This window comes from Acidobacteriota bacterium (assembly GCA_018001935.1).
Classification (GTDB): domain Bacteria; phylum Acidobacteriota; class JAAYUB01; order JAAYUB01; family JAAYUB01; genus JAGNHB01.
The window spans coordinates 84918-105283 of sequence record JAGNHB010000012.1 but is presented as its reverse complement, the minus strand read 5'-3'; the positions used below and the strand labels follow the sequence as shown (position 1 = coordinate 105283).

20 protein-coding genes and 1 tRNA gene are annotated in these 20366 nt (G+C 65.1%); 5 read left to right on the top strand and 16 right to left on the bottom strand.

Features of this window, described 5'->3' with window-relative positions; translation table 11 throughout:
- The first annotated feature begins 260 nt into the window (after positions 1–260).
- The 4 genes from KA419_07235 (at position 261) to KA419_07220 (ending at position 4223) form a co-directional block, all read left to right on the top strand.
- Positions 261–1487, top strand: a complete 1227-nt coding sequence (locus tag KA419_07235) for an aminotransferase class I/II-fold pyridoxal phosphate-dependent enzyme (protein MBP7865728.1) — start codon at positions 261–263, stop codon at positions 1485–1487.
- Positions 1484–2533 carry a hypothetical protein gene (locus tag KA419_07230; protein ID MBP7865727.1) on the top strand — a complete coding sequence of 350 codons (1050 nt, stop codon included), beginning with the start codon at positions 1484–1486 and terminating at the stop codon, positions 2531–2533. The genes KA419_07235 and KA419_07230 overlap by 4 nt, the downstream gene beginning before the upstream one ends.
- Complete coding sequence (gene ybeY / locus KA419_07225; GenBank protein MBP7865726.1) at positions 2530–2958, top strand: rRNA maturation RNase YbeY; 429 nt, start codon at positions 2530–2532, stop codon at positions 2956–2958. Before KA419_07230 ends, ybeY begins: the two co-directional genes overlap by 4 nt.
- Positions 2959–3221: 263 nt before the next feature.
- Positions 3222–4223: a hypothetical protein gene (locus KA419_07220; protein MBP7865725.1), complete on the top strand. Its 1002-nt coding sequence runs from the start codon at positions 3222–3224 to the stop codon at positions 4221–4223.
- A 58-nt stretch (positions 4224–4281) separates the two neighbouring features.
- On the opposite strand, the gene guaA is transcribed toward KA419_07220, so the two are convergent.
- From guaA to KA419_07195, 5 genes are all read right to left on the bottom strand, one after another.
- A complete protein-coding gene (guaA, locus tag KA419_07215; protein ID MBP7865724.1) occupies positions 4282–5820 on the bottom strand; it encodes a glutamine-hydrolyzing GMP synthase in 1539 nt (512 codons plus the stop codon).
- Positions 5817–7289, bottom strand: a complete 1473-nt coding sequence (locus tag KA419_07210; GenBank protein ID MBP7865723.1) for a sodium/proline symporter — start codon at positions 7287–7289, stop codon at positions 5817–5819. Before KA419_07210 ends, guaA begins: the two co-directional genes overlap by 4 nt.
- Positions 7290–7565: 276 nt before the next feature.
- On the bottom strand, positions 7566–7859 hold the full coding sequence (locus tag KA419_07205; GenBank protein ID MBP7865722.1) for a polyhydroxyalkanoic acid system family protein: 294 nt from the start codon (positions 7857–7859) through the stop codon (positions 7566–7568).
- A gap of 268 nt (positions 7860–8127) precedes the next feature.
- Positions 8128–9120, bottom strand: coding sequence for a hypothetical protein (locus KA419_07200; protein MBP7865721.1), 993 nt, complete (start codon positions 9118–9120; stop codon positions 8128–8130).
- Between the two features lie 10 nt (positions 9121–9130).
- On the bottom strand, positions 9131–10873 hold the full coding sequence (locus KA419_07195; protein ID MBP7865720.1) for a diguanylate cyclase: 1743 nt from the start codon (positions 10871–10873) through the stop codon (positions 9131–9133).
- Positions 10874–11379: 506 nt separating this feature from the next.
- Between KA419_07195 and KA419_07190 the strand changes: the two genes are divergently transcribed.
- Positions 11380–11455: transfer RNA gene (locus KA419_07190), tRNA-Arg, on the top strand.
- 542 nt (positions 11456–11997) lie between these two features.
- Here KA419_07190 and KA419_07185 read toward each other — a convergent pair.
- From KA419_07185 to KA419_07135, 11 genes are all read right to left on the bottom strand, one after another.
- Positions 11998–12657: a hypothetical protein gene (locus KA419_07185; protein MBP7865719.1), complete on the bottom strand. Its 660-nt coding sequence runs from the start codon at positions 12655–12657 to the stop codon at positions 11998–12000.
- A 101-nt stretch (positions 12658–12758) separates the two neighbouring features.
- A complete protein-coding gene (locus tag KA419_07180; GenBank protein ID MBP7865718.1) occupies positions 12759–12989 on the bottom strand; it encodes a hypothetical protein in 231 nt (76 codons plus the stop codon).
- 20 nt (positions 12990–13009) lie between these two features.
- Positions 13010–13273: a helix-turn-helix domain-containing protein gene (locus KA419_07175; protein ID MBP7865717.1), complete on the bottom strand. Its 264-nt coding sequence runs from the start codon at positions 13271–13273 to the stop codon at positions 13010–13012.
- 394 nt (positions 13274–13667) lie between these two features.
- Positions 13668–14291, bottom strand: coding sequence for a hypothetical protein (locus KA419_07170; protein ID MBP7865716.1), 624 nt, complete (start codon positions 14289–14291; stop codon positions 13668–13670).
- A 10-nt stretch (positions 14292–14301) separates the two neighbouring features.
- Positions 14302–15042: a terminase family protein gene (locus KA419_07165; protein ID MBP7865715.1), complete on the bottom strand. Its 741-nt coding sequence runs from the start codon at positions 15040–15042 to the stop codon at positions 14302–14304.
- Between the two features lie 40 nt (positions 15043–15082).
- On the bottom strand, positions 15083–15562 hold the full coding sequence (locus KA419_07160) for a hypothetical protein (protein ID MBP7865714.1): 480 nt from the start codon (positions 15560–15562) through the stop codon (positions 15083–15085).
- Between the two features lie 9 nt (positions 15563–15571).
- Positions 15572–15928 carry a hypothetical protein gene (locus KA419_07155; protein MBP7865713.1) on the bottom strand — a complete coding sequence of 119 codons (357 nt, stop codon included), beginning with the start codon at positions 15926–15928 and terminating at the stop codon, positions 15572–15574.
- A 25-nt stretch (positions 15929–15953) separates the two neighbouring features.
- Positions 15954–17345 carry a ParB N-terminal domain-containing protein gene (locus tag KA419_07150; GenBank protein ID MBP7865712.1) on the bottom strand — a complete coding sequence of 464 codons (1392 nt, stop codon included), beginning with the start codon at positions 17343–17345 and terminating at the stop codon, positions 15954–15956.
- Positions 17342–17713 carry a hypothetical protein gene (locus KA419_07145; protein ID MBP7865711.1) on the bottom strand — a complete coding sequence of 124 codons (372 nt, stop codon included), beginning with the start codon at positions 17711–17713 and terminating at the stop codon, positions 17342–17344. The genes KA419_07150 and KA419_07145 overlap by 4 nt, the downstream gene beginning before the upstream one ends.
- Positions 17710–19272 (bottom strand): DUF3631 domain-containing protein, encoded by a 1563-nt coding sequence (locus KA419_07140; GenBank protein ID MBP7865710.1) that lies wholly within the window; start codon positions 19270–19272, stop codon positions 17710–17712. Before KA419_07140 ends, KA419_07145 begins: the two co-directional genes overlap by 4 nt.
- Positions 19263–20270, bottom strand: a complete 1008-nt coding sequence (locus tag KA419_07135; protein MBP7865709.1) for a hypothetical protein — start codon at positions 20268–20270, stop codon at positions 19263–19265. The genes KA419_07140 and KA419_07135 overlap by 10 nt, the downstream gene beginning before the upstream one ends.
- Positions 20271–20366: the final 96 nt, after the last annotated feature.

The following is a 20366-nucleotide window of genomic DNA, read 5'->3' as shown; positions in this document are numbered from 1 at the left end:
TTTACCGCCGCTTTTGCTCTATCACCCCCCTCGCACAAGAATGCCGGCTGTCTCTGAAACGCTTCAAAACCTCTCACCGCGCCCCTTTTGGCCCTGCTTGTCCTCATGATGCGAAACCGCTGGGCCCCGCCAGGTGGCCCTTGAAAAGGCCCGACGGAAATGTTACCCTCAACCCGCCCGGCACCGAAGGGAACGGTGAAGGCCCCGCCCCGGGGGTGTCGCCGGTCCCCGCCGGATCTTCATCACGGGAGTGAAACGTCATGTCAAACGGTTCCTGCGACCAGTGCGGCATCTCGCCGCGGGCCATCATCCCTGCCGAACGGACCCGGAACGTGGAGTACGCCATCCGCGACATCGCGGTGGAAGCCGAGAAGGTGCGGCGCCAGGGGCACAAGATCCTCCCCCTGAACATCGGCGACCCCCTCAAGTACGACTTCCGGACGCCCCTGCACATGATCGAGGCCTGCCACCAGGCCATGCTGGACCAGCACAACGGCTACTCGGGCTCGAACGGCACCGACGAGGCCGTGGAGGCGATCCGCCGGGAGGCAAACCGGAAGGGGATCCGCGACATCCGGTCCATCTTCGTGTCCACGGGCGCCAGCGAGGCCATCGAACTCTGCCTCACGGCCCTGGTGAACCCCGGCGACAACGTGCTGCTCCCGAGCCCCGGCTACCCCCTCTACACCGCCGTCATGGAGAAACTCCAGGCCGAGTCCCGGCACTATCTCCTGGACGAGGACCACGACTGGCGCCCCGACGTGGCGGACATGGCGGCGAAGATCGACGACCGCACGAAGGCCATCTGCCTGATCAACCCCAACAACCCCACGGGCGCCCTCTACCGCCGGGAAGCCCTGCTCCAGGTCATCGAACTCGCCCGCCGGAACCACCTCCCGATCTTTTCCGACGAGATCTACGACAAGATGGTCTTCGACGGGCAGGAGCACCTCTCCACCGCGTCCCTGGCCGACGACGTGGGCTTCGTGACCTTCAACGGCCTGTCGAAGTCCTACCTGGTCCCGGGGTGGCGCATCGGGTGGGCCGTCGTCAGCGGCCCCGAGGAGATCATGGGCGACTTCAACGAGGCCATCCACAAGTTCGTGCGCGCCCGGCTCTGCGCCAACCACCCGCTCCAGTTCGCCATCCGGCCCGCCCTGGAGGGGGACCAGAGCCACCTGGCCGACGTGAACGCCCGGCTGACCCAGCGGCGCGACTACACCATCGAGCGGCTGAACGCCATCCCCGGGATCTCCTGCGTCAAGCCCGAAGGGGCGTTCTACGCCTTCCCCCGGCTTCACATCCCGATGGAGGACAAGGAGTTCACCCTCCGCATCCTCCACGAGTGCCACGTGCTGGTGGTCCACGGCAGCGGGTTCGGGCAGAAACCGGGGACCCGCCACTTCCGGGTGGTGACGCTGCCGGACATGGCGACCCTGGAGTCCGCCTACGACAAGCTGGACCGTTTCATGAAGAACCTGGCATGACGGTTTCCCCGCCCCGTCCCCTTCGCTTCTTCCGGTTCCTGGCCCTGGCCGGGCTGGCCTGCACGCTGACGCCCGCCGCGACCGCCGCGGCGGACGTCCCCCCGCCGGGCCCGGCCGCCCCCGCCGCGAGCCGCCCGGCCCCGGCGGCCCGAGACCTTTTCCTGGACGGGATGATGCGCGTCCGGACCGCCCTGGGGCCGACGCGGATCACCCGGAGCGAACTCCGTGAAGCCGTGCAGGACCGGCGGGTTCGGGGGACGGTCCCGGTGCGGGTGAAAACCTGGCCGTTCCTCCTGACGGACCAGGAGGGGGTCGTCCTGGTTTCCCTGGAGGCGGGCAACGCGGACCTCAACTACGTGCGGACGGAGGAGGGCTTCCGGGCGGAACTGCTGGTGTACGGGGCCATCCGCACCCTGGACGAACGGAAGGTCCAGGAGTTCGAGGACCAACTGGTCTCCGTCTACCCCGTGACCGAGTTCCAGCGGCGGGACAAGGAGCGCTCCGTCTACCAGAAGTTCGTGTTCCTGCCGCCGGGCAACTACAAGATCAGCCTGGCGGCCCAGGACCCCGTGTCCGGGAACCTGAGCCTCGTCGATGCCGGGGTGCGCGTCCCCCGCCCGGGGACGGGGCGCTTCGCCCTGTCGGTGATCCTCCCGGGCACCCGCGTGGACAAGGTGGACCCCGCCGCGAACCCCTACAACCCGTTCCTGCTCGGCGACCTCAAGCTCATCCCGGGCGTGTCGGGGACTTTCCGCCGCACCGAGGGGCTCACGGCCTACTTCCAGATCCTCCCCGGCCCCGGGGGGCCCGCGGCGGGGTACGCCGTCCGGTACGAGGTCCGGCGGGGGGGCGAGGCGGTCTGGTCCGCCGTCGATCCGGCCGGCACCCCGTTTCACCAGGAGGCGCCGAGGCGGGTCGTCGTCGTGAGGAGAATCCCCCTGGACACCCTCGAAGCCGGCAACTACACCCTGAAGGTCACCGTGACCGAGGCGGGCGGCGGGATGGAGCAAAGCGTCACGACCGACTTTAACGTGGAGGGACCATGAACCGCGTCTACCTGCGGAACCTGCAGCGGAAGGTCGCGCTGCCGCTCCCCGCCCTGCGGGGGCTCGTCCGGGCGGCGATGGCGGAACTGGGCTTCGGGAATCACTCGGTCACCGTCATCTACTGCGGCCGTCGCAAGATCCGCCAGCTGAACCGGGACTTCCGCCACAAGGACCGGCCCACGGACGTCCTCTCCTTCCCGGACGGCACGGGCGACGACGACGGGCGCGTCTACCTGGGGGAGGTCTTCATCGCCCCGGAGGTGGCCGCCGAGAACGCCCGGGACTTCGGCGCCGCCTTCGAGGCCGAACTTCGCATGCTCCACGTCCACGGGCTGCTCCACCTCGCCGGCATGGACCACGAGGCCGACCGGGGCGAGATGCTCCGTCGCCAGGCGGCGCTCCTGGAAAAGCTGCCGACCCCGTAGAACGACTCTCTCCTGTCGTGGTTCCTTTCCCCGTTTATCCGGGTTGGGGTCTTCCCGTTCGATTCGGCGGATTTTTGCGGAAAGACCCGCGAAACTTTTCCCGGGGCCCGTCATCCTAACGCCTTGAAGGCCCGCTCCCGGCGTCGGGAAAATGGCCGCCGGGATAAAAAGGTATTGCAAACGCCGGGACGGCTGTGTATATTTCCGCCGACCGCAACGTGATTTCGCCCCTCTTCGGAGGAACTTGCCAAGGGAGGTTTCTAATGAAAAAGACTCGCACCGCTTTCCTTTTCGTCTCGGCGGTCCTCGTCGCCGTCGCCCTCATGGCCCCGGCCTACCTGCCCGCCCAGGAAGGCAAGATCGTCGAGTACTCGTACTACAAGAAAGCCAAGGAAACCACGGACGTCGCGGAGAAGGAGCGGCTTTTCCTCGAGTTCTTCCAGAAGTATCCGGATTCCGAGTATTACCCCTACATGATTTACGAATTCCGCCAGTACCTGACCAAGCTCAACCAGGAAAAGAAGATGGACAAGGTCATCGAGCTGGTGGGCAAGTGCGCGGACAAGGCCAGGAACGACGCCGCGTGGGAGCTGGCCCAGGCCTACTACGCCAAGGAAGACTTCCCCAACTACCTGGCGGCCGCCGAGAAGATCTACGAGGCGAAACCTTCCGCCGAACTGGCCATGTACATCTCCCTGGCCGCCTTCAAGGGTAACGACCAGGCCCGCATGGACAAGTTCTTCGCGGAACTCGAGAAGTCCGACAACGTCAAGCTGAAGATCGACCTTTACTTCACCATCTTCGATTACTGCAAGGCGAAGAACGACCTGCCCAAGGCCGAGGAGTACGGCCTCAAGACCGTCGGCGCCTTCGAGAAGGCCGGCTTCCCCGCTTCCATGGACAAGCCCGCCGGCTTCCCCGCCAACGCGGACTGGAACCAGTACCTCACCCAGGTGCTCAGCCCCTGCCTGGGCTACGTCGGTTACGCCCACTACAAGGCCGAGAAGTTCGACACGGCCGTCGACCTGTTCACCAAGGAGATCAAGGTCCAGCCCAAGGACGCCGCCGCCTACTACTACATCGGCCTCATCTACAACAAGCAGCAGAAGATGGACCTGGTGGGCCCCTACTTCGCCAAGGCCGCCGCGCTGAACGTCCCCACGGTGTCCGACAAGGCGAAGAAATTCCTCCAGCAGCTGCTCAACGACAACGCCAAGGTCAACGCCGAGATCGCCAAGGCCAAGGAGGAGCTGGGAATCCAGTAACCCCTCGGCAGCCGTCAAAACGAAAAACGCCGTTCCCCCCGGGGAACGGCGTTTTGTTTCACTCCCACTCGATGGTGCCGGGCGGCTTGGACGTGAGGTCGTAAACCACCCGGTTGACCCCCTTCACCTCGTTGACGATCCGGGAGGAGATCCGCTCCAGGACCCGGAAGGGAAGGCGGGCCCAGTCGGCGGTCATGCCGTCGTCGCTGTGCACGGCCCGGACGGCGAGAGTGTAGTCGTAGGTCCGCTCGTCGCCCATGACGCCCACGCTGCGCACGGGGAGCAGCACGGCGAAGGACTGCCAGACTCGCCGGTAGAGCCCGGCGGCCCGGATCTCCTCCCCCACCACCGCGTCGGCGTTCCGGAGGATCTCCAGGCGCTCCGGCGTCACGTCCCCCAGGACCCGCACCGCCAGGCCGGGGCCGGGGAAGGGCTGCCGGGCCGTGAAGAGCTCGGGGATCCCCAGCGACGTCCCCAGCCGCCGGACCTCGTCCTTGAACAGCTCCCGCAGGGGCTCGATCAGCTTCAGCTTCATCTTCTCGGGGAGGCCGCCGACGTTGTGGTGGCTCTTGATGACCGCCGACGGGCCTTTCACCGAAACCGACTCGATGACGTCCGGGTACAGGGTCCCCTGGACGAGGAACTCCACGGGGCCGAGCCTGCGGGCCTCCTCCTCGAAGACCTCGATGAAGAGCCGCCCGATGATCTTGCGCTTGCGCTCGGGCTCCGTGACGCCGGCCAGCGCCTTCAGGAAGCGCGCCGAGGCGTCCACCGCCCGGACGTTGAGGTCGAGCTGCCGGAACTTCTCCATGACCTGCCGGGCCTCGTCCTTCCGGAGCAGGCCGTTGTCCACGAAGATGCAGGTCTGGCGGTTGCCCACCGCCCGGTGGACGAGGGTGGCGGCCACGGTGGAGTCCACACCCCCGCTGAGGCCGCACAGCACCGGGGCGTCGCCGGCCAGGGCGCGGATGCGCTCCACCTCCGAGCGAATGTAGGCGGACATGGACCAGGACGCCCTGCAGCGGCAGATCTCGAAGAGGAAGTTCCGGAGGACCTGCTTCCCCTTCTGCGTGTGCACCACCTCCGGGTGGAACTGGAGCCCGAAAAAGGACTTCCCGGCGTTCTCGAACGCCGCCAGGGTCGCGGCGCTGCGGGCCGTGGGGACGAAGCCCTCCGGCAGCCGGCTGACGTCGTCTCCGTGGCTCATCCAGACCACCGACTGCCCGGGCACCTTTCGGAACAAGGGGCTGCCGGGGGCCTCCACCTGCATTCGGGCCTTGCCGTACTCGCGGCGTTCCCCCCGCCCGACGGCGCCGCCGGTTTCCAGCGCCATCAACTGCATGCCGTAACAAATGCCCAGGACCGGCAGGCCCATCGCGAAGAACCGCCGGTCGCACCGGGGGCTCCCCGGCTCCAGAACGGACTGCGGGCCGCCCGACAGGATGACGCCCTTGAGGCGGCGCCCCGCGAGCGTCGCGGGGTCCACCGTGCAGGGGAAGATCTCGCAGAAGACCTTCAGCTCCCGCACCCGGCGGGCAATGAGCTGGGTGTACTGGGAGCCGAAGTCCAGGACGGCGATCTCGTCGTGCGTTTTCATGAGCGGACCTCGCGGGCGCCGGCCTTTTCCCGGTCCGGGAAGACCAGCGAAAACAGGAGGATGGCGACCATCGCCACCCCGAACGTGGAGAAACGGGAGGTGACCTGCTTGTCGAACCCCGTCGTCATGGAGATCACGGTGGCCAGGAAGCCGGCGACCATGGAGGCCAGAATGCCGGCGCTGCTGGTGCGCTTCCAGAAGAAGGCGCACAGGACGGCCGGCGAGAAGGAGCAGCCGATCCCCGCCCAGACCCAGCTCACCACGCTGTAGATGTCCTCGCCGGAGAAGTGGGAGATGAGGAGGGCGACGGCCCCCACCCCCAGCAGCGTCAGCCGGGAGAGGCGGACCAGGGTCCGGTCGGACCCCTCGCGCTTCAGGGCCTTGTGGTAGAGGTCCTCGGTCACGGCGGAGGTGGTGATGAGGAGCAGGGAGGAAGCCGTGGACATGATGGCGGCGATGGCCCCCACCAGCAGGATGCCCGACAGCCACGGTGCAACCGACTTCAGGAGGGCGTGGGGAAGGATCAGCTCGGGGTCGGCCACGGCTTTCGGGCCGTACAGCGCCAGGGCCAGCCAGCCGATGGCCAGCGCCCCCAGGTAGGCGAAGAGGGTCCAGAGGATGGCGACCCACATCCCCGTCTTCACCGACTTGTCGTCCTTCATGGCCATCCAGCGGGTGGAGAGCTGGGGCTGCCCGCCCAGGTAGCCGAAGACCCAGGAGAACTCCAGGAAGAGGAAGGTTCCCATGGCCAGGCCGACCATCCCGCCGGTCCAGGAGTCCATGGCGATCTTTCCCGGGACACTGGCGGCGGCCAGGGCGCCGGTGACGGAGATCCCCTGGTTCAGGACCATCCACAACATGACCAGGGGGGTCACGATGAAGGTCAGGATCATCAGGATGGCCTGCACGGCGTCCGTCCAGACCACGGAGAAGAAGCCGCCGGCGCTGGCGTAGGCCATCACCACCACAGCCGTGATCAGCAGCCCCCACGCCGCCGGGAGGTCGAAGGTCTTGAGGAGGGCCTTCCCGCCGCCCTTGAACTGGGCGGCCACGTAGAGGACGTAGAAGAAGATGATGATGATGCTGGCGTACCAGCGGATGTAGAGCGCCCGCCGCGGGTATTTCGCGGCGAAGTAGTCGATGTAGGTGATGGTCCCGTACGTGTCGGCTTCCCGGCGGAATTCGCGGGCCAGGAAGAGCCAGGCCAGGGTGATCCCGACGACGCAGCCCGCCGCCACCCACACGGCGGCGAGCCCCATGGTGTAGGCCAGGCCCGGCAGGCCCAGGATCAGCCAGGCGGACTCGCCGGTGGAGCGTTCGCTCAGGGCCAGGATCCAGCCCGGGAGCTTCTTGCCGCCGAGGTGGTAGTCGGCCCGGGTCATCTCCTTGCGGGAGTAGTACCAGCCGATGGCCAGCATGCCGCCGAAGTAAAGGATCAGCTCCGCAATGACCCACGGGTTGTTGATCATACCCTCCCCCTCGCGTGAATGTCGGCACGGTGAAAGAACGGAGGCTCATTATGCATGGGAAGCGTCCGGAAGTCAAGACGGGAGAAGGGGCAGGCCAGGTATTCAGCAATTCGTGTCTTTGCGTTCTTTGTGGTTCGATAGGCCCGGCCTTTTTACGGGGCCGTCAGTTCCGATTCGCGACGATTCGCGTGATTCGCGGGAAATCTCCCTTTCGCGACGTGTTGCGGGTGCTTCAAGGAAGCCCGGCCGGGCGATCCGGAGAGGGGCCGGACCCCCTCACATCAGGTGCAGCGCCAGTTTCTCGTCGATCTTGTCCCGGGCGACGGAGCGGAACATGGACATCATCCCCTCCAGCGTCAGCGTCACGGTCACCGACTCCGCTTCGACGCGGATGGTCCCCGAGACCCCCTGCCCCGCAAAGGTGCAGTCCCGGCCGTCCGCGCTCCAGGTCACGGTCACTTCCTCGAAGGTGCTGGATCGCGCCTGCAGGTCCGCCAGCATGGCACGCACCCGGCGGCCGGCCTCCTCGAACCCCAGCCGGTGTGCCCGGCTCACCTCGATCGCGCTCATGCGTTCCCTCCTGATTTGGATTCAACCCCTCTCCGACGCATCCACGCAAAAAGTCGCATTTTGCCCGCGAATCACGCGAATAAACGCGAATCAGAATTCAAAAACTGCTAGATATTATTCGTGTTATAAATTCGCGTATATTCGTGTTATTCGCGGGAAATCTCCCTTTCGCGACTTTTTACGGGCTCATCAATCATGAGTGTCGGGAATTCGCGCCCATGGTCGTTATTCGCGGGATGTCTCCTTTTCGCGACTTGTTGCGGGTGCCTCAAGCTTTCACCAGCGCGCACAGGGCCTTCACGGCCTGGGCCGGGTCCGGCCCCACCGCCGTCTCGTCCGACAGGATGAACCCCGCCGCCCCGTTCTCCAGCGCGTACCGCACCGCCACCGCCTCCGCCCGGGACGGCCTCCCCAGGTGGAGGCACCCCATGAGCACCTCCCCCGCCACCAGGACCCGCCGCCCGGCCTTTCGCGCCTTCTCCAGGACGGCCGTCTCCGCCTTCCCGAGTTCGTGCGGCGGCAGGTGCGTCCCCAGGTCTCCCCGCGCGACGCACACGGTCCGCACGGAAGGGAGGAAGAGGTCGAGGTTCCGCAGGGCCTCCGCGGTCTCGATCTTGGGGATCGGCTCCACCGTGCTCGCCCCCAGGCGCTGGCAGGCGGAGACGGTCCCGGAGATGTCCTCGGGCCCCTCGCAGAACGACAGCAGAAGGCGGGTGACCCCCTCCCCCACCGCAATCCGCAAGCGGTCGGGGAGCAGGCCGAACAGGGCGGCGGAGGCGCCCTCGAAGGAGATGCCCATCCGGTTGACCGCCCGCCCCCCCTTGATCACCCGGCAGACGTAGCCCTTCCGCGGCGGCTCCGGGACCTCCTCCACCTCCAGGATGATCCGCCCGTCCCGCAGCGAGAGGACCCGCCCCGGCCCCAGGGGGGGGCACGGGTCCGGCGGTTCCCAGGGGATCACCTTGTCCCACATCGTCGCCCCCGGCTGGGTCCCGAGACGGACGCGCTCCCCCGGCAGCAGGTCCAACTCCATCAGGAGGTCGCCCGTGCGGAGCTTGCGCCCCGGCAGGTCGGCGATCACCGGGACGGGGGTTGCGCTCCTCCGGAGTCCCTTGAAACGGGAGAAGAAATCGCTCAGCCAGGACGGGTCGGCGTGGGCGAGGTTGACGCGGAAGGTGTCGGCCCCGGCGTCCAGCATCGCCCTCAGGACCGGGGTGGACTCGGAAGCGGGACCGACGGTGACGATGATCTCGGGTTTCATGTTCGTTCACTCAGCTCTGCAAGGATTCTTCGTCCGCCCGACAGACCCGGTTGCGTCCGCCGGCCTTGGCGTGGTACAGGGCCTGGTCCGCCCGGCGGAGCACGCTCTCCAGGGACTCCTCCGCCTCGCCCGCCCGCCCCGCCACCCCGAGACTCACCGTCACGGGGATCGAGTCCGCCTCGGTCTCGACCGCCGCCGCGGCGACCACGAGCCGGATGCTGTCGGCCACCTGGGCGGCCGCGGCGGTGTCGGTCTCGGGCAGCAGGATGGCGAACTCCTCGCCGCCGTAGCGCCCGATGACGTCGTTGGCCCGCAGCGAGTTCCGGAAGCGGCTCGCCACGGCCTTGAGGACCACGTCCCCCGCCACGTGCCCCCACGTGTCGTTGACCCGTTTGAAGTGGTCGATGTCCGACATGAGCAGGGAGATGGGCTTGCGCGAGCGCCGGCAGCGCTGGAACTCGTGCTGGGCCAGGACGAAGAACTGGCGCCGGTTGTACAGCCGGGTCAGGGGGTCGGTGACGGCCAGGAGGCGGACTTCCGCGAAGAGCCGGGCGTTCTCGAGGGCCAGGGCGGCGTGGCCCGCGAAGGCCAGCAGCTGTTCCGCCTGGGCGGGCTCGTAGGGCTCCCCGGCGAACTTGTGGAGGGAGAGGCAGGCGATCACCCGCCCCTTGGCCATCACCGGCGCGCCGACCCAGGACCGCGTCCCGGCGAAGGGCGCGAAGGCCCCGTCCGGCAGCCCGGCGGCGGCGGTGTCCGTGATGGCGGCGGGGCCGAGGGTCCGGACCATCTCCCCGAGGTGGGAGGGGGTCTCCCGGGGCAGCGCCCCGCCGGGGGCGCCCGCCTCCCCGGCCGCCGGCTCCGGGGCGGGACGGGCCCGGATCAGTCGGACCTGCTCGTCCTCCACCACGAAGATCCCCGCGGCGTCGTAGGGGATCACCCGGCCGATCTGCTCCAGGACCTGGTCCACCACCCGGTCGAACTCCAGGCTGGAGGACAGGACGAGGCCCGCGTCCCGGAGCGCCTCGGCGAAGCGCCGGGCCGCCCGCTCGGCGTTCTCCGCGCGAAGCCGGACCACGATCTCGGACTGGAGGCGCTCGTTGGCGGACTCGAGTTCCGCCGTCCGCTCGTGGACCAGTTCCTCCAGGTGCTCCTGGTACTCCTTGAGGGCGGCCTCGGCCCTTTTGCGCTCCGCCAGTTCCTGCTGGGCGAGGTCGTAGAGCCGGGCGTTCTCCAGGGCCACCGCCGCCTGGTCGGCGAACGCCTGCAGGTTGGTGCCGTCGGCCTCGGAGTAGAAGCCGGGCGTGCTGCTGTTGACGCTCAGGAAGCCCATCACCGCGCCCTTGGCAATGAGGGGGGCCCCGGCGTAGGACTTGATCCAGGCGGTCTCGTCGTTCTTGACCCACCCCTCGTAGATGTCGGTGTGGGCGATGACCAGGGGGGCCTGGTTCTCGGTCATCCAGCGGAGGGTGGTGAGGTCGTCGCCCCGGAACTGCTTGATCCAGTTCACGCGCTCGTTCCGGTCGTAGGGGAAGTGGATGAGGGACTGGAGGGTGCCCCCCTCCACCAGCATGATGTTGGCGGAGTCGTTGGGGACCACCACCCGGAGGTTTCGGAGGATCCGCTCCACCAGCTCCTGGAAGTCCAGGGTGCCGGTGATGGCCGAGAGGGCCCGGCAGAGGGCGTCGGCCATGCAGCTCCCCTCGGCGGGGGCCTCCGGCTCGGCGGCGGTACGGGTCAGGCAGCGTCTGATCATGTCGTCGGCACCCTGGGAACACACGGGTTATCACCCCCCGGCCCCCGGGGGGCGGTTCCGGCCGGACGAGCGGGTCCCCCCCGCTCACGTTTCCCGGTTCTCGCGGCCTCAACGTACGCGAGGACCGCCCCGAAGTCAAGGAAAAAGCAACCCCGTACGCGCGCCGAGCGTACGCGCGCCGAGCGTACGCGCGCCGAGCGTACGCGCGCCGAGCCGAGGCGCGCGACATTCCCCCGGCCGCACCTCGCGCAAACGTCCCGCCGACCCCTTCCACCCCTCACCCCCATCCGCCGGGCTCGGCTTGCCCGGCGTACCCGCACCGGCGTACGCGCGCCGAGCCGAGGCGCGCGACACCCCCCCCGGCCGCACCTCGCGCAAACGTCCCGCCGACCCCTTCCACCCCTCACCCCATCCGCCGGGCTCGGCTCGCCCGGCGTACCCGCACCGGCGTACCCGCACCTTTCCCCTTGACCTCCGCCCCCACCTGTGATAGGGTTCGTTTTTCGGCGCCTGTAGCTCAGTGGATAGAGCACTGGTCTCCGGAACCAGGGGTCGCGCGTTCGACTCGCGCCAGGCGTACCAGACAAAAAGAGCCGTATCAATCAGATGCGGCTCTTTTCTTTTCCTTCCATTGAGAACTGTTTTACCCGGTATTCTTGCCAATTTCGGCGAAAAATTCCCTGTTTTTTCTTCCCACTGTCAAGAAATCGTCAAGTTTTTTTGGGCGTCGCTTTTTCTGTTTATCCCGTATCCATGCGGGTTAGTGCTCGGCTCCGTTTTGGTCGGGTTATTCGTGGGCGGACGCAGACCACAGGTGACCCCGAATTCCCCTGATTTGTACCCGGCGTCAAGGTTTTTTGGTTTCAAAGAATCGTGTGAATCGGCTCGCATGGCGGAATCCGGTTCAAGATCGTCAAAGGCAAGCGTCAAGATTTTTTGAATTGGTGGAGAAAATGCCCACGCTGCCCCAGGATGAACGATCCCCAATCGGCCTATGGTAGGGTAGCGGCCCCCCTCCCGCGCGCGGCTCCTGGGCCATCCTGTGCGGTCGGCCGGGTGGTCCCGGACACCCGGAGAAGAAAAACCCTCCGTCAGCGCAGGGATTCTCCCGTGTCCGTGTTAGCTTATTTCAACACATCCGCAGCACCGGGTTGACTTGCAGCTTCCAGGGTCCGGCTCATCAGAACAACGGCCCACACCTCGCCAGGAAACGACATGGCTGAATCTGTGATATTAAAGGCGCTTTTGGGAACCCAGCTGAAGTTATTGACCCCTGCCATTACATAGGATCGCTCTGCCTTCGCCACCAACCAATAAATACTGGGATATGTTTGGGGATATATTCGACCACCATCCCGCTCCATTTTGGTGGGCATCAATGCTTGGGCAATACCGGGAATCTCAGGCCAGAACTCAAGTCCATAAGTAGTCGGTAACACGTTCGGGTTGAGCCCTTGCTTCGAATGAAAACCGATCGAGATGAGGGCCAGCTTTTCCTTGAAAAAACAGAAGACGAAATTTCGCAACTGCTTATCGCCTTTCGGTTCATAAGTCCAGTACTCAAAAATCTTCTTGTTATGCTCCGGAATAAGGATTCGATCGATCGGTGTCCGGGTGATCTTGTTCATCTCCCTCTTTTTCGGTTCGCCGAACGCTTTTAATACATCTTGCTTGGTTGATTCATCCAGCACCATCCCACGCCATCTATCAGGCTTTGGTTTATCCTCAGAAAACCCCCACGATAAAGCAAGGAATGTTAGAAATATACCTGCTAGCTTGTTCATAAACGCCTCCGTGTTGTAAATCTATTTTACAACTTTTTCGGTTTCGGAACAGGAAAAGACCGGTAGAGCGCCGGACTCTTCCCACTTCTTCGCCCAGGTGGTCAGGTCGTGAGGTATCCGGCGGCGGCCAGGGCGTCCCGGTCGGCGGTCCGGCCTTCCGCCAGGGAGTGATGGGCCCGGAAGGTCTCGCGGCCGATCACCTCCCCGGTCTTCGGGTCGGTCACGGCGAGCCCCTCGGGCCCCTGCTTCAGTTCCAGCGCGCGCAACCGGGCGGACCCCGGTTCGTCGGTGAAGGTCGGCGGCTTGATGTTGCTCTCTGCGGTCCAGATCATGGTTTCACCTCCTGTGTGTCTCATTCCGGTTCTTGATCGGCTTCCGGGATCGGGCGGCGGGTCCGGATCCTGTCGAGGTACTCTCGGAGATCCTTGACGGTGATCCGGATCAGGCGGCCCATCGGGCAGTAGCTCAGGCGACCGGCGGCGATCTCCGCCCGGACCAGGGCGGTTGACACCCCCAGGCGGGCAGCGGCTTCCTCAACCGACATCGTCCGGACTTCGTCCACCTCCGCGCGCATCTCGTTGATCTTGGCAAGGAGTGCTTCGTTCTTCGCTTGCATCTCCCGCTCCCGTCCCGCTCCGGCCCGATCCTTCGGCGGTCTCCCGCGTCTCTTCGTCTCCTCTTGCATAATCACCTCCTTGGTTCCGTATTTTATCGTATATGTTTCATTCGTTTCAATAGCGTTTTTCGTATGCATATTCCGTGCCAAAACGCTGATATAAGCCGATCCGAAAACTCGCATAATTCGACTGAAGAAACGCAATTGCTTTGTTTTGAGTGAGATAAAAAGTCGTGTCCGATAAGAAACATTATGTCAACTAGACGTGTTTTAACAGTCGCAATGCGCTCATTTCATTGAAGATATGCGTAGCTGAGCCATGGGAGCGGGTTTGTGTTAGGTTGTAAAACATTCTCTCTATTATGCAATTCATTGAATTCAAGTGGCTTGAACTTCACCAGCCGGGCGGAACCCACATGAAAATCTCCCGCATCCGGTTCTCCCCATACCATACCGCCATCGCGACCGACAACACAAGGTCATCGTTCGCCCCCTCCCGGGCGTTGAAGGTCTCCCGGCCCGTCGCGGTAACCCTCATCTGAAAGTCCCGGAGCTCGCCTTCCAGGAGTTCGGCGTGTTCCAGCCGGGCGGCCCACTTCAACCGACCGTATCCCATGACCAATTGGACACTCGACACGAGGTAGGATTTCGGGACGTGACAAGAGCCGTCGGCCCCGTCGGCGGCTTCGTTCCCGGCGGTGATGACGATCCCCTTCGGGTTCAGCCCGACCCGGCGGAGGTCTTGAACCACGGGAAGCCCGACGCCGGTTTGGTCAACCACGAGATCGGTCCGGCCCCGGAGTTCGGGCGAGTCCATCATCCGGGCGATGAGGGCGACGATCTCCGGGTAGGTGGTCCCGCGCTTCATCCGGTGAAGGTGCCGGAAGTGGTAGACCTTCGGCGTCTCTTCCTCGCTCAGTTCGCGGCGCGGCCCCCCCGGCCGGACGATCTCGCAGACCGACAGGGCGGTGAAGTCCCCCATGCACCCCAGGTCAACACTCAGAATGAAGTCAGTCACGGCGGCCTCCTCAGAAGTGCAGCGGTTGAATCGAATCGTCCCGGCAAGCGTGGATTGCGTCCATGCTGAAGACGGCGGTCAGGTCATCGACGAATTCGCAGGCGTATTCTTGGCGGAACAGGGTTTCCCCAAGCGCCAGACGTTCGGCGGCGAGGAAGCCCGGCGGGATCCTCGGGCATTCAGCGGCCGGGACGCGGACCTTGCGCCAACCCTCCCCATCGGTCCACAGCTTGTGGAACACTCCCCGGCGGCCGGCCGGAGTGGAGAGCAGGACGATCCGGCCCCCGGAGGTCGCCACCATGGGCGTGACGGCCGAAAGAAGGTCATCGTCAATCCGCGCGGCTTCGTCCATCAGGATCAGGTTCACCCCGGAGAAGCCCCGGACCGTGTCTTCACTCCCCGGAAGGCTCAGGATCCGCGACCCGTTCGGCAGGACGTAGGTGGTCCGGTTCTCTTCGAGCGGCGCCCCCGTGCCCAGGGAGCCCAGGAAACGGACCAGCTTCCGGAACAGTTCGCCGGACTGTCGAAGGGAAGGCGAGATGACGATGATTTCCGACCGGGCCCGGAATATCGCTTGATGGCAGGCAAGCAGGGCACAGACGGTGCTCTTCCCGACTTGCCGGGACGTGTTCAGGATCACCCGGGACTCCCCGGCCCGGAGGAAGCCCGCTTGCCACGGGTCCGACTCGAAGCCCAGGGCGTCACGGGCCCAGGCGGCCGGGTCGAAGACGTGGCGCAAGTCCCGGGCCATGGCGGCCAGGACCGACGCGGGAAGGCTCCGCGTGTTCATCTCACCCACCTTCGACGGTCCGGGCGAGGGCGGCCCGCGCTTCCGGGAAGGGCTCCAGGGCGCAAAGGATCCGCTCCCGCAAGGTCACCCACTCCGGCATCACGATGATGTTCACTCGCGGGCTTTCGTCGATGTCGCCCAGGAGCTTCGAGAGCAGTTCCAGGTTCTTCCGCGCGGAGTCGATGGCCCGCAACGCCAGGACGGGATCACTTTCCCGGGCATCGTTCAGGATCCCCAGGGTCGCTTCCTGAAGGGCCCGGCATTGCTCCAAGGTGGTCATCCCGGCGGTGATCCGCTCTTCCTCCTGGGCCTCCCTGGCGGCCGTCACGGCCTCCTTCATGCAGTCGTCACGATGCCGCCGGATGCTCCCCTCCGTCCCGCCACAATCCGCCACAATGCGAAGGACCGGCTTGTTCGCCAGGATGGCGGCTTCGATCTCCGCCCGGTTCGGGTGAGTGCAGATCGTACAAGGTCGCGACATGGGTTCACCTCAGTTCGTGGCAACCCGGGCCCGGAGAAGAAACAGCGCAGCCCGGGCCATGATGCTCCGGCGCGGGAAGGATCCGGCAATCTTTGCGAGCTCCTCAGGCGGGTACCTCCGGAAGGCGCGGAGGGTTCCCCACCATTCGCGGCGTGAGTCATAGCGCCCCCGTCGGCCCCTGAATACAGGCTCCCGCTCCAGTTCGCAGAACACCCTCAGGTCGGCTTCCGGCCGTTCCATCAGGAGCAGGGCGGCGGCGCGGTATCGGGCGGTCCGGCGGTCCTCCCGGCGGACGTGGTCTTCGAGTTCGGCCGTGGTCTTGTCGGACCATCGGCGGAGGAAGAAGTTAAGTTTCGTTTCGCTCATTGCGGTCTCCTTCATGTTCATCGGTTCACTCCATGACGTCCAGAAGCGCTTCACGGGCGGCGGCCTTCATCGGCTTCAGGCACTCCCGCTCCCGTCGTTGCCGGTCGATCTCTTTGTTCAAGCCTTCAAGGTCGATGACTTGCCGGACCGTGTCTTCAAGCAGGTCTTGCAGCGCTTCCGGATGCAGCGCTTCGAGTTCATAGGCAAAGCGGCCGTTTTCCTTCGCAAACCGTTTGAACCTTGAACTGGTCACCTTCGCCTCGGTATTCGGCTGAAGGTTCAGCCTGTGGACTTGTTCCTTCGTCAACGCGGCCTTCACGCATTCGATCCGGTCACCCAACCCGAAATCATCCCTCAGGGTTCGGGCGGTCGCTTGCGGGATGTCTTCCCCTTCCGGGTCGAAGTCGTTGACGAACACCAGGACAAGGCGCGCTTTGCCGCTCTCCCTGAAGCGTTCCGCGATGTCGTGAAGCGGCGGGATGGAGCAGTAGCCCCGGCCCAGCGTCATCGGGATTCCGTACTTCTTGCATACCGGCCCGATCACGCTCCGGATCGTGTTCTTCTCGCCCAATACCTCGACATGGTCGGGTTGCGAACGGAGCAAGTCCCGGCGGTAACCTTCCAGAAAGAAATTCACCTCTTGAGTCACAAACGCCCCCACGGACTGAAACACGTCCCATGACGAAAACGGCCGCGTTTCGTCGGCGATGCACTCGAACGGGATGCGGCCTTCCAGGCGAGCGGCGGTCAGGAGCCGGGAAAGTGCCTGATAGCTGTTCCGGTCGTTGCGGTAAACGGAGCCGGGTTTCCTGGCGTGGCGCAAGGGCGGGTTGTTCAACAGCCGGTAATGAATCATCCTCAAGGTCAATGGACGGTGTCCGATCAACTCGTTCAGAACGCCGATAGCTCCGTTCAGGAAGGGAATTCCAGCATTCGTGATCTTGGACCGGCGGCGCTCGCCCCCGATCTCAAGCGGAATGAAGTCCCTGTTGCAACTCTCCCCTTCGGTGAAGACATCGTCTTCCCCGCCGAAATCGGTGTCGCCGGAAATCGCGGCTGCTTCCCGGATCTCCTCGACCGGCGTCTTCGTCCTCTGTTGCCAGTTGTAGCGCGCCAACTCTTCGCGGAATCGCTCCGGCTCTTCCACCCGGGAAATAGGGTCTATGCGGACGGGAACGGCATTCAGACCGGCGAGCCGGGCGGCCGCGTGGCGACGGTGCCCGGAGAGGATGAAGCCATCAAGCGTGATGACCAGAGGCTCCCGGACCCCGTTCCGGGCGATGTCCCGGGCGAGCTCCGAAACGCTCTCCTTCGACACGGGACAATACAGCTTCGTGTTTTCCGGAGACGGGACGATGCGGTCAATCGGGTATTCCTGGATTGAATCCCGGTTTTTTAGACTAGTCTCATTTTTCATGGTTTCCTCCCGTAATACCGTTCAAGCAGCCCGTCCCCGACCGGGCAGGGCTTCCGGGACCGCCCCTGGCAGACCGGGCAGCGGCGACGGTGGGAATAGTAACGGGTCCGCAACCCCAGGCCGCTTTCCGGGTCAACCCCGAAGATGCGGCGGAGGATCTCCGGCAACGGGTCCGTTTCGGACCGTTCGGCAGCCAGGCGCAACCCGGCGATCAGGTGGCGGTCTTCCGGCTCCGGCGACCCCCGGCCTTCCTCGAAGAGGGCCCGCAGGCGGTCCGGGTCCGCGTCCATAACCGGCTCGATTTCTTCCAGGAGGTCGAAGGAGATCGGCCCGGTCGGCTTCTTTGCATCGAAGGTCTCGCCTCTCATGACCCCACCTCGAAGGCGATCTCATCGAACAGGAGTTTCCTTGACGGCGTCGGAACCTTGTCTTTCTTCCCGTCTCCCTGCTTTTTATCCGGCACATCCGGCACATTGTGATTTTTCAATGAGTTACCACTGGTTTCCATCCGACACACTCCCCTCTCTTGTGCCGGATTGGTTTCGTTGTAAGTTGTTGTTGTTAAAGATTGTGCCGCTTGTTCCGGATTTGATGCGGGTTGCCGTTGAGAAACACTCTCCTCGGGCAAGAACCGCTTCCATGCGTCAACGAAATCTTCTTTGTGGTATCCCTTCCTTGTCCCTTCAACGTCTTCGGGTCGGCTTGAGCGGGATCGGATCTTGAAAGACCGGAGGAGGTTCGCCAGGGCGCGGGCGTGAAGCGGTTTGTCCTTGCAGTAGGTCGCCCAGGGCTTGGAATCGTCGGCATTCAGCAACCGGAGGAGATCGGCCGATGCAAGAATGGAATGCCCGTCGAAGGCGTCCCGGCAGTCGGCGAGGATCTGTTGCTTGAACGGCGCTTCTTCTCCTTCGGCCCGGTTGCACAGAGCAAGGGCGGCCTTCTGACAGCGTTCCGGCCACGGCCCCCCGGCGATGGCGGCGATCTGGAAAAGCGGGCCCCACAGGTCCGCTTCCCGGTCGTTCAGGCTCTCCGGGATGGCCGGGTCAACCCCTGCCAACCGTTCGGCGTTGTCATCCGCCCATCGGCGGCACATCCGGCGGATCTCCTGGAAGTCCGCTTCGCGGCCCCGGAGCCGGGCGACCTTCTCGGACCGTAGCTTGCGCTTCATTTCGACGATGATCCCACGGTCCATGAGAGTCTGGGCGCGGCGGCCGATCCCGGCGAGGATCTTCGGTGCCCAGGTGGAAAAGACCTTCGGTTTCTTGTCGTCTCCCTCGCATCGGATGACGCAGGCGGCCGCCCGGGTGAATCCGGAGTTCAGGATCCCCCGCGCTTCCTCGTTCGCTTCAAGGAAAGAGTCGCACTCGTCGATTATCAGCGTCGGCGTGAAGTCCTCGATGACCCGATAAATCGCGGCGGCGGACACGTTCCCGGCAGGAAGCGGCCGGTTCACGATCTTCGACATTGCGGCGAGGAGGGTTGTCTTCCCGCATCGAAGCAGCGGCGACGTGACGATCAGGAGGGCCATCGCCTCGAAGGAGTCCGGCGCGTAGGTCATCGGACCCCAGAGGGCACAGGCGACGAAAGCGGGTTCTTCGAGGATGACGTGCCGACGAAGGGCCGCTTCGATTCGGCCCAGGAGGGCGGCCCCGTCTACAGGGTCGGGCCACGGCTCCGGGTCGGTCAGGATCCCCCCGACTCCCGACTCTTTCGGTTCATGGGTTTTCTGGTACTTCAGCCAATCGCTCCGAAGCGGAGTCAAACCGATCCCGGAGGCTTCGGCGGCCGCTTTCAGCACAAGGTCAATCTCGACATCCAGCAACCCGGCAAGGCGCATTTCCTTGAAGAGCCCCGGCAGGACCGCCCCGACGTTGTCTTCCTGGAGGGTCGCGGCGAGGGCTTTGATTTCGTCGAAGGTCATTCCCATGCGCGCACCCTCCCCCAGGCGGATCGGCGGCGCTCCGGCTCCCGGTCTTTCTGCCGCTCCGGCTCCGGTTCCCAGTCTCCCAAGCGCGCGGCCGGGTTCAGGTAGAGCAGTCGTTGCAGACGGCCGTTGTCCCGGATGTGACCCGGCATCCGGGAAAGCCTTGCCTCGTTCCGACAGGAGCGGTCCGCCCCGTATTGAACGAAGCGCGGGAAAATGTTTTGCTCCACCCATGATTCCCACTTCTCACGGTCGTCACAATCAACCCGGACCCAGGCGTGAACGGACTTGTTGCCGCTGTCAATCAAGGCGGCGACCGGCAACCCGTTTCCCATCACCCGGAAGTAGAAGGCCAATTGGTCCCGGCGGGCGGCCCCGTCGAATTCCAGAATCATGAAGTGGAAGGCGGAAACGGTATCGTCGCAGCGGAAAGACGGGCGGCCGTCCTTCGCCTCCCCCCGGCGGCCGGTCAGCGGGTTCGGGATGACGAAGGGCGGAATCTTCGCCCCCTGGCGGAAGGACCGGGCCCAGTCGGTGGCGGACCGAATGTTGATTCCCGGTCGGCCGGGTTCGAGTCGGTCCCCGGCGAAGAGCAACTCCCCGGGCGCGTAAAGCCCACCCAGGACCGCCCCGGCCATTTCGACGGAATCAACCGGCAAGGGATCGGACCCGGCCTGAATCTCATGGAGAAGGGCGGCTTCGCCCATCTCCCGGACCGGCGCGATGTAGCGGGCCATGACGGCTTCCGGCGGTTCGGTGGGCTCCTGGCGGCGCGGCGCGGCGGTCGGTGTCCAGGTGGTTTCGGCGTAGGCTTTCCGGAGGGCGTCGGTGATCTCCGCGTCGGTTACGGTCCGGTTGCCCGTCGGGATGCCGTCGCGGATGATCCGGAAGGCATCTTCCATGGCGAGCCCCCGGCGGGCGGCCCGGTTTGCGGCGGCGAGAATAGAACCGTGACAGCCGGATCCCGGCTTGCGGAGAAGGGCGGTTATTTCTTCATGCATTGCCGCCCCCTTTGCCCCTGGCGGATCAGCCAGCGAAAGCACGGCCGGACTGCTAACCAGGCCCGCTCTTCGTCCCGGCGGCGACGGGCTTCCTCC

What these genes read in the sequence shown, in the direction of transcription:
- KA419_07180 (MBP7865718.1), bottom strand. Translation starts at nt 12,989, where the DNA reads ATGATCTGGACCGCAGAGAGCAACATCAAGCCGCCGACCTTCACCGAC.
- KA419_07175 (MBP7865717.1), bottom strand. Translation starts at nt 13,273, where the DNA reads ATGCAAGCGAAGAACGAAGCACTCCTTGCCAAGATCAACGAGATGCGC.
- KA419_07195 (MBP7865720.1), bottom strand. Translation starts at nt 10,873, where the DNA reads ATGATCAGACGCTGCCTGACCCGTACCGCCGCCGAGCCGGAGGCCCCC.
- KA419_07185 (MBP7865719.1), bottom strand. Translation starts at nt 12,657, where the DNA reads ATGAACAAGCTAGCAGGTATATTTCTAACATTCCTTGCTTTATCGTGG.
- KA419_07150 (MBP7865712.1), bottom strand. Translation starts at nt 17,345, where the DNA reads ATGAAAAATGAGACTAGTCTAAAAAACCGGGATTCAATCCAGGAATAC.
- KA419_07235 (MBP7865728.1), top strand. Translation starts at nt 261, where the DNA reads ATGTCAAACGGTTCCTGCGACCAGTGCGGCATCTCGCCGCGGGCCATC.
- KA419_07155 (MBP7865713.1), bottom strand. Translation starts at nt 15,928, where the DNA reads ATGAGCGAAACGAAACTTAACTTCTTCCTCCGCCGATGGTCCGACAAG.
- KA419_07135 (MBP7865709.1), bottom strand. Translation starts at nt 20,270, where the DNA reads ATGCATGAAGAAATAACCGCCCTTCTCCGCAAGCCGGGATCCGGCTGT.
- KA419_07230 (MBP7865727.1), top strand. Translation starts at nt 1,484, where the DNA reads ATGACGGTTTCCCCGCCCCGTCCCCTTCGCTTCTTCCGGTTCCTGGCC.
- KA419_07205 (MBP7865722.1), bottom strand. Translation starts at nt 7,859, where the DNA reads ATGAGCGCGATCGAGGTGAGCCGGGCACACCGGCTGGGGTTCGAGGAG.
- KA419_07140 (MBP7865710.1), bottom strand. Translation starts at nt 19,272, where the DNA reads ATGGGAATGACCTTCGACGAAATCAAAGCCCTCGCCGCGACCCTCCAG.
- KA419_07210 (MBP7865723.1), bottom strand. Translation starts at nt 7,289, where the DNA reads ATGATCAACAACCCGTGGGTCATTGCGGAGCTGATCCTTTACTTCGGC.
- KA419_07200 (MBP7865721.1), bottom strand. Translation starts at nt 9,120, where the DNA reads ATGAAACCCGAGATCATCGTCACCGTCGGTCCCGCTTCCGAGTCCACC.
- KA419_07145 (MBP7865711.1), bottom strand. Translation starts at nt 17,713, where the DNA reads ATGAGAGGCGAGACCTTCGATGCAAAGAAGCCGACCGGGCCGATCTCC.
- ybeY (MBP7865726.1), top strand. Translation starts at nt 2,530, where the DNA reads ATGAACCGCGTCTACCTGCGGAACCTGCAGCGGAAGGTCGCGCTGCCG.
- KA419_07220 (MBP7865725.1), top strand. Translation starts at nt 3,222, where the DNA reads ATGAAAAAGACTCGCACCGCTTTCCTTTTCGTCTCGGCGGTCCTCGTC.
- KA419_07165 (MBP7865715.1), bottom strand. Translation starts at nt 15,042, where the DNA reads ATGGCCCGGGACTTGCGCCACGTCTTCGACCCGGCCGCCTGGGCCCGT.
- KA419_07160 (MBP7865714.1), bottom strand. Translation starts at nt 15,562, where the DNA reads ATGTCGCGACCTTGTACGATCTGCACTCACCCGAACCGGGCGGAGATC.
- guaA (MBP7865724.1), bottom strand. Translation starts at nt 5,820, where the DNA reads ATGAAAACGCACGACGAGATCGCCGTCCTGGACTTCGGCTCCCAGTAC.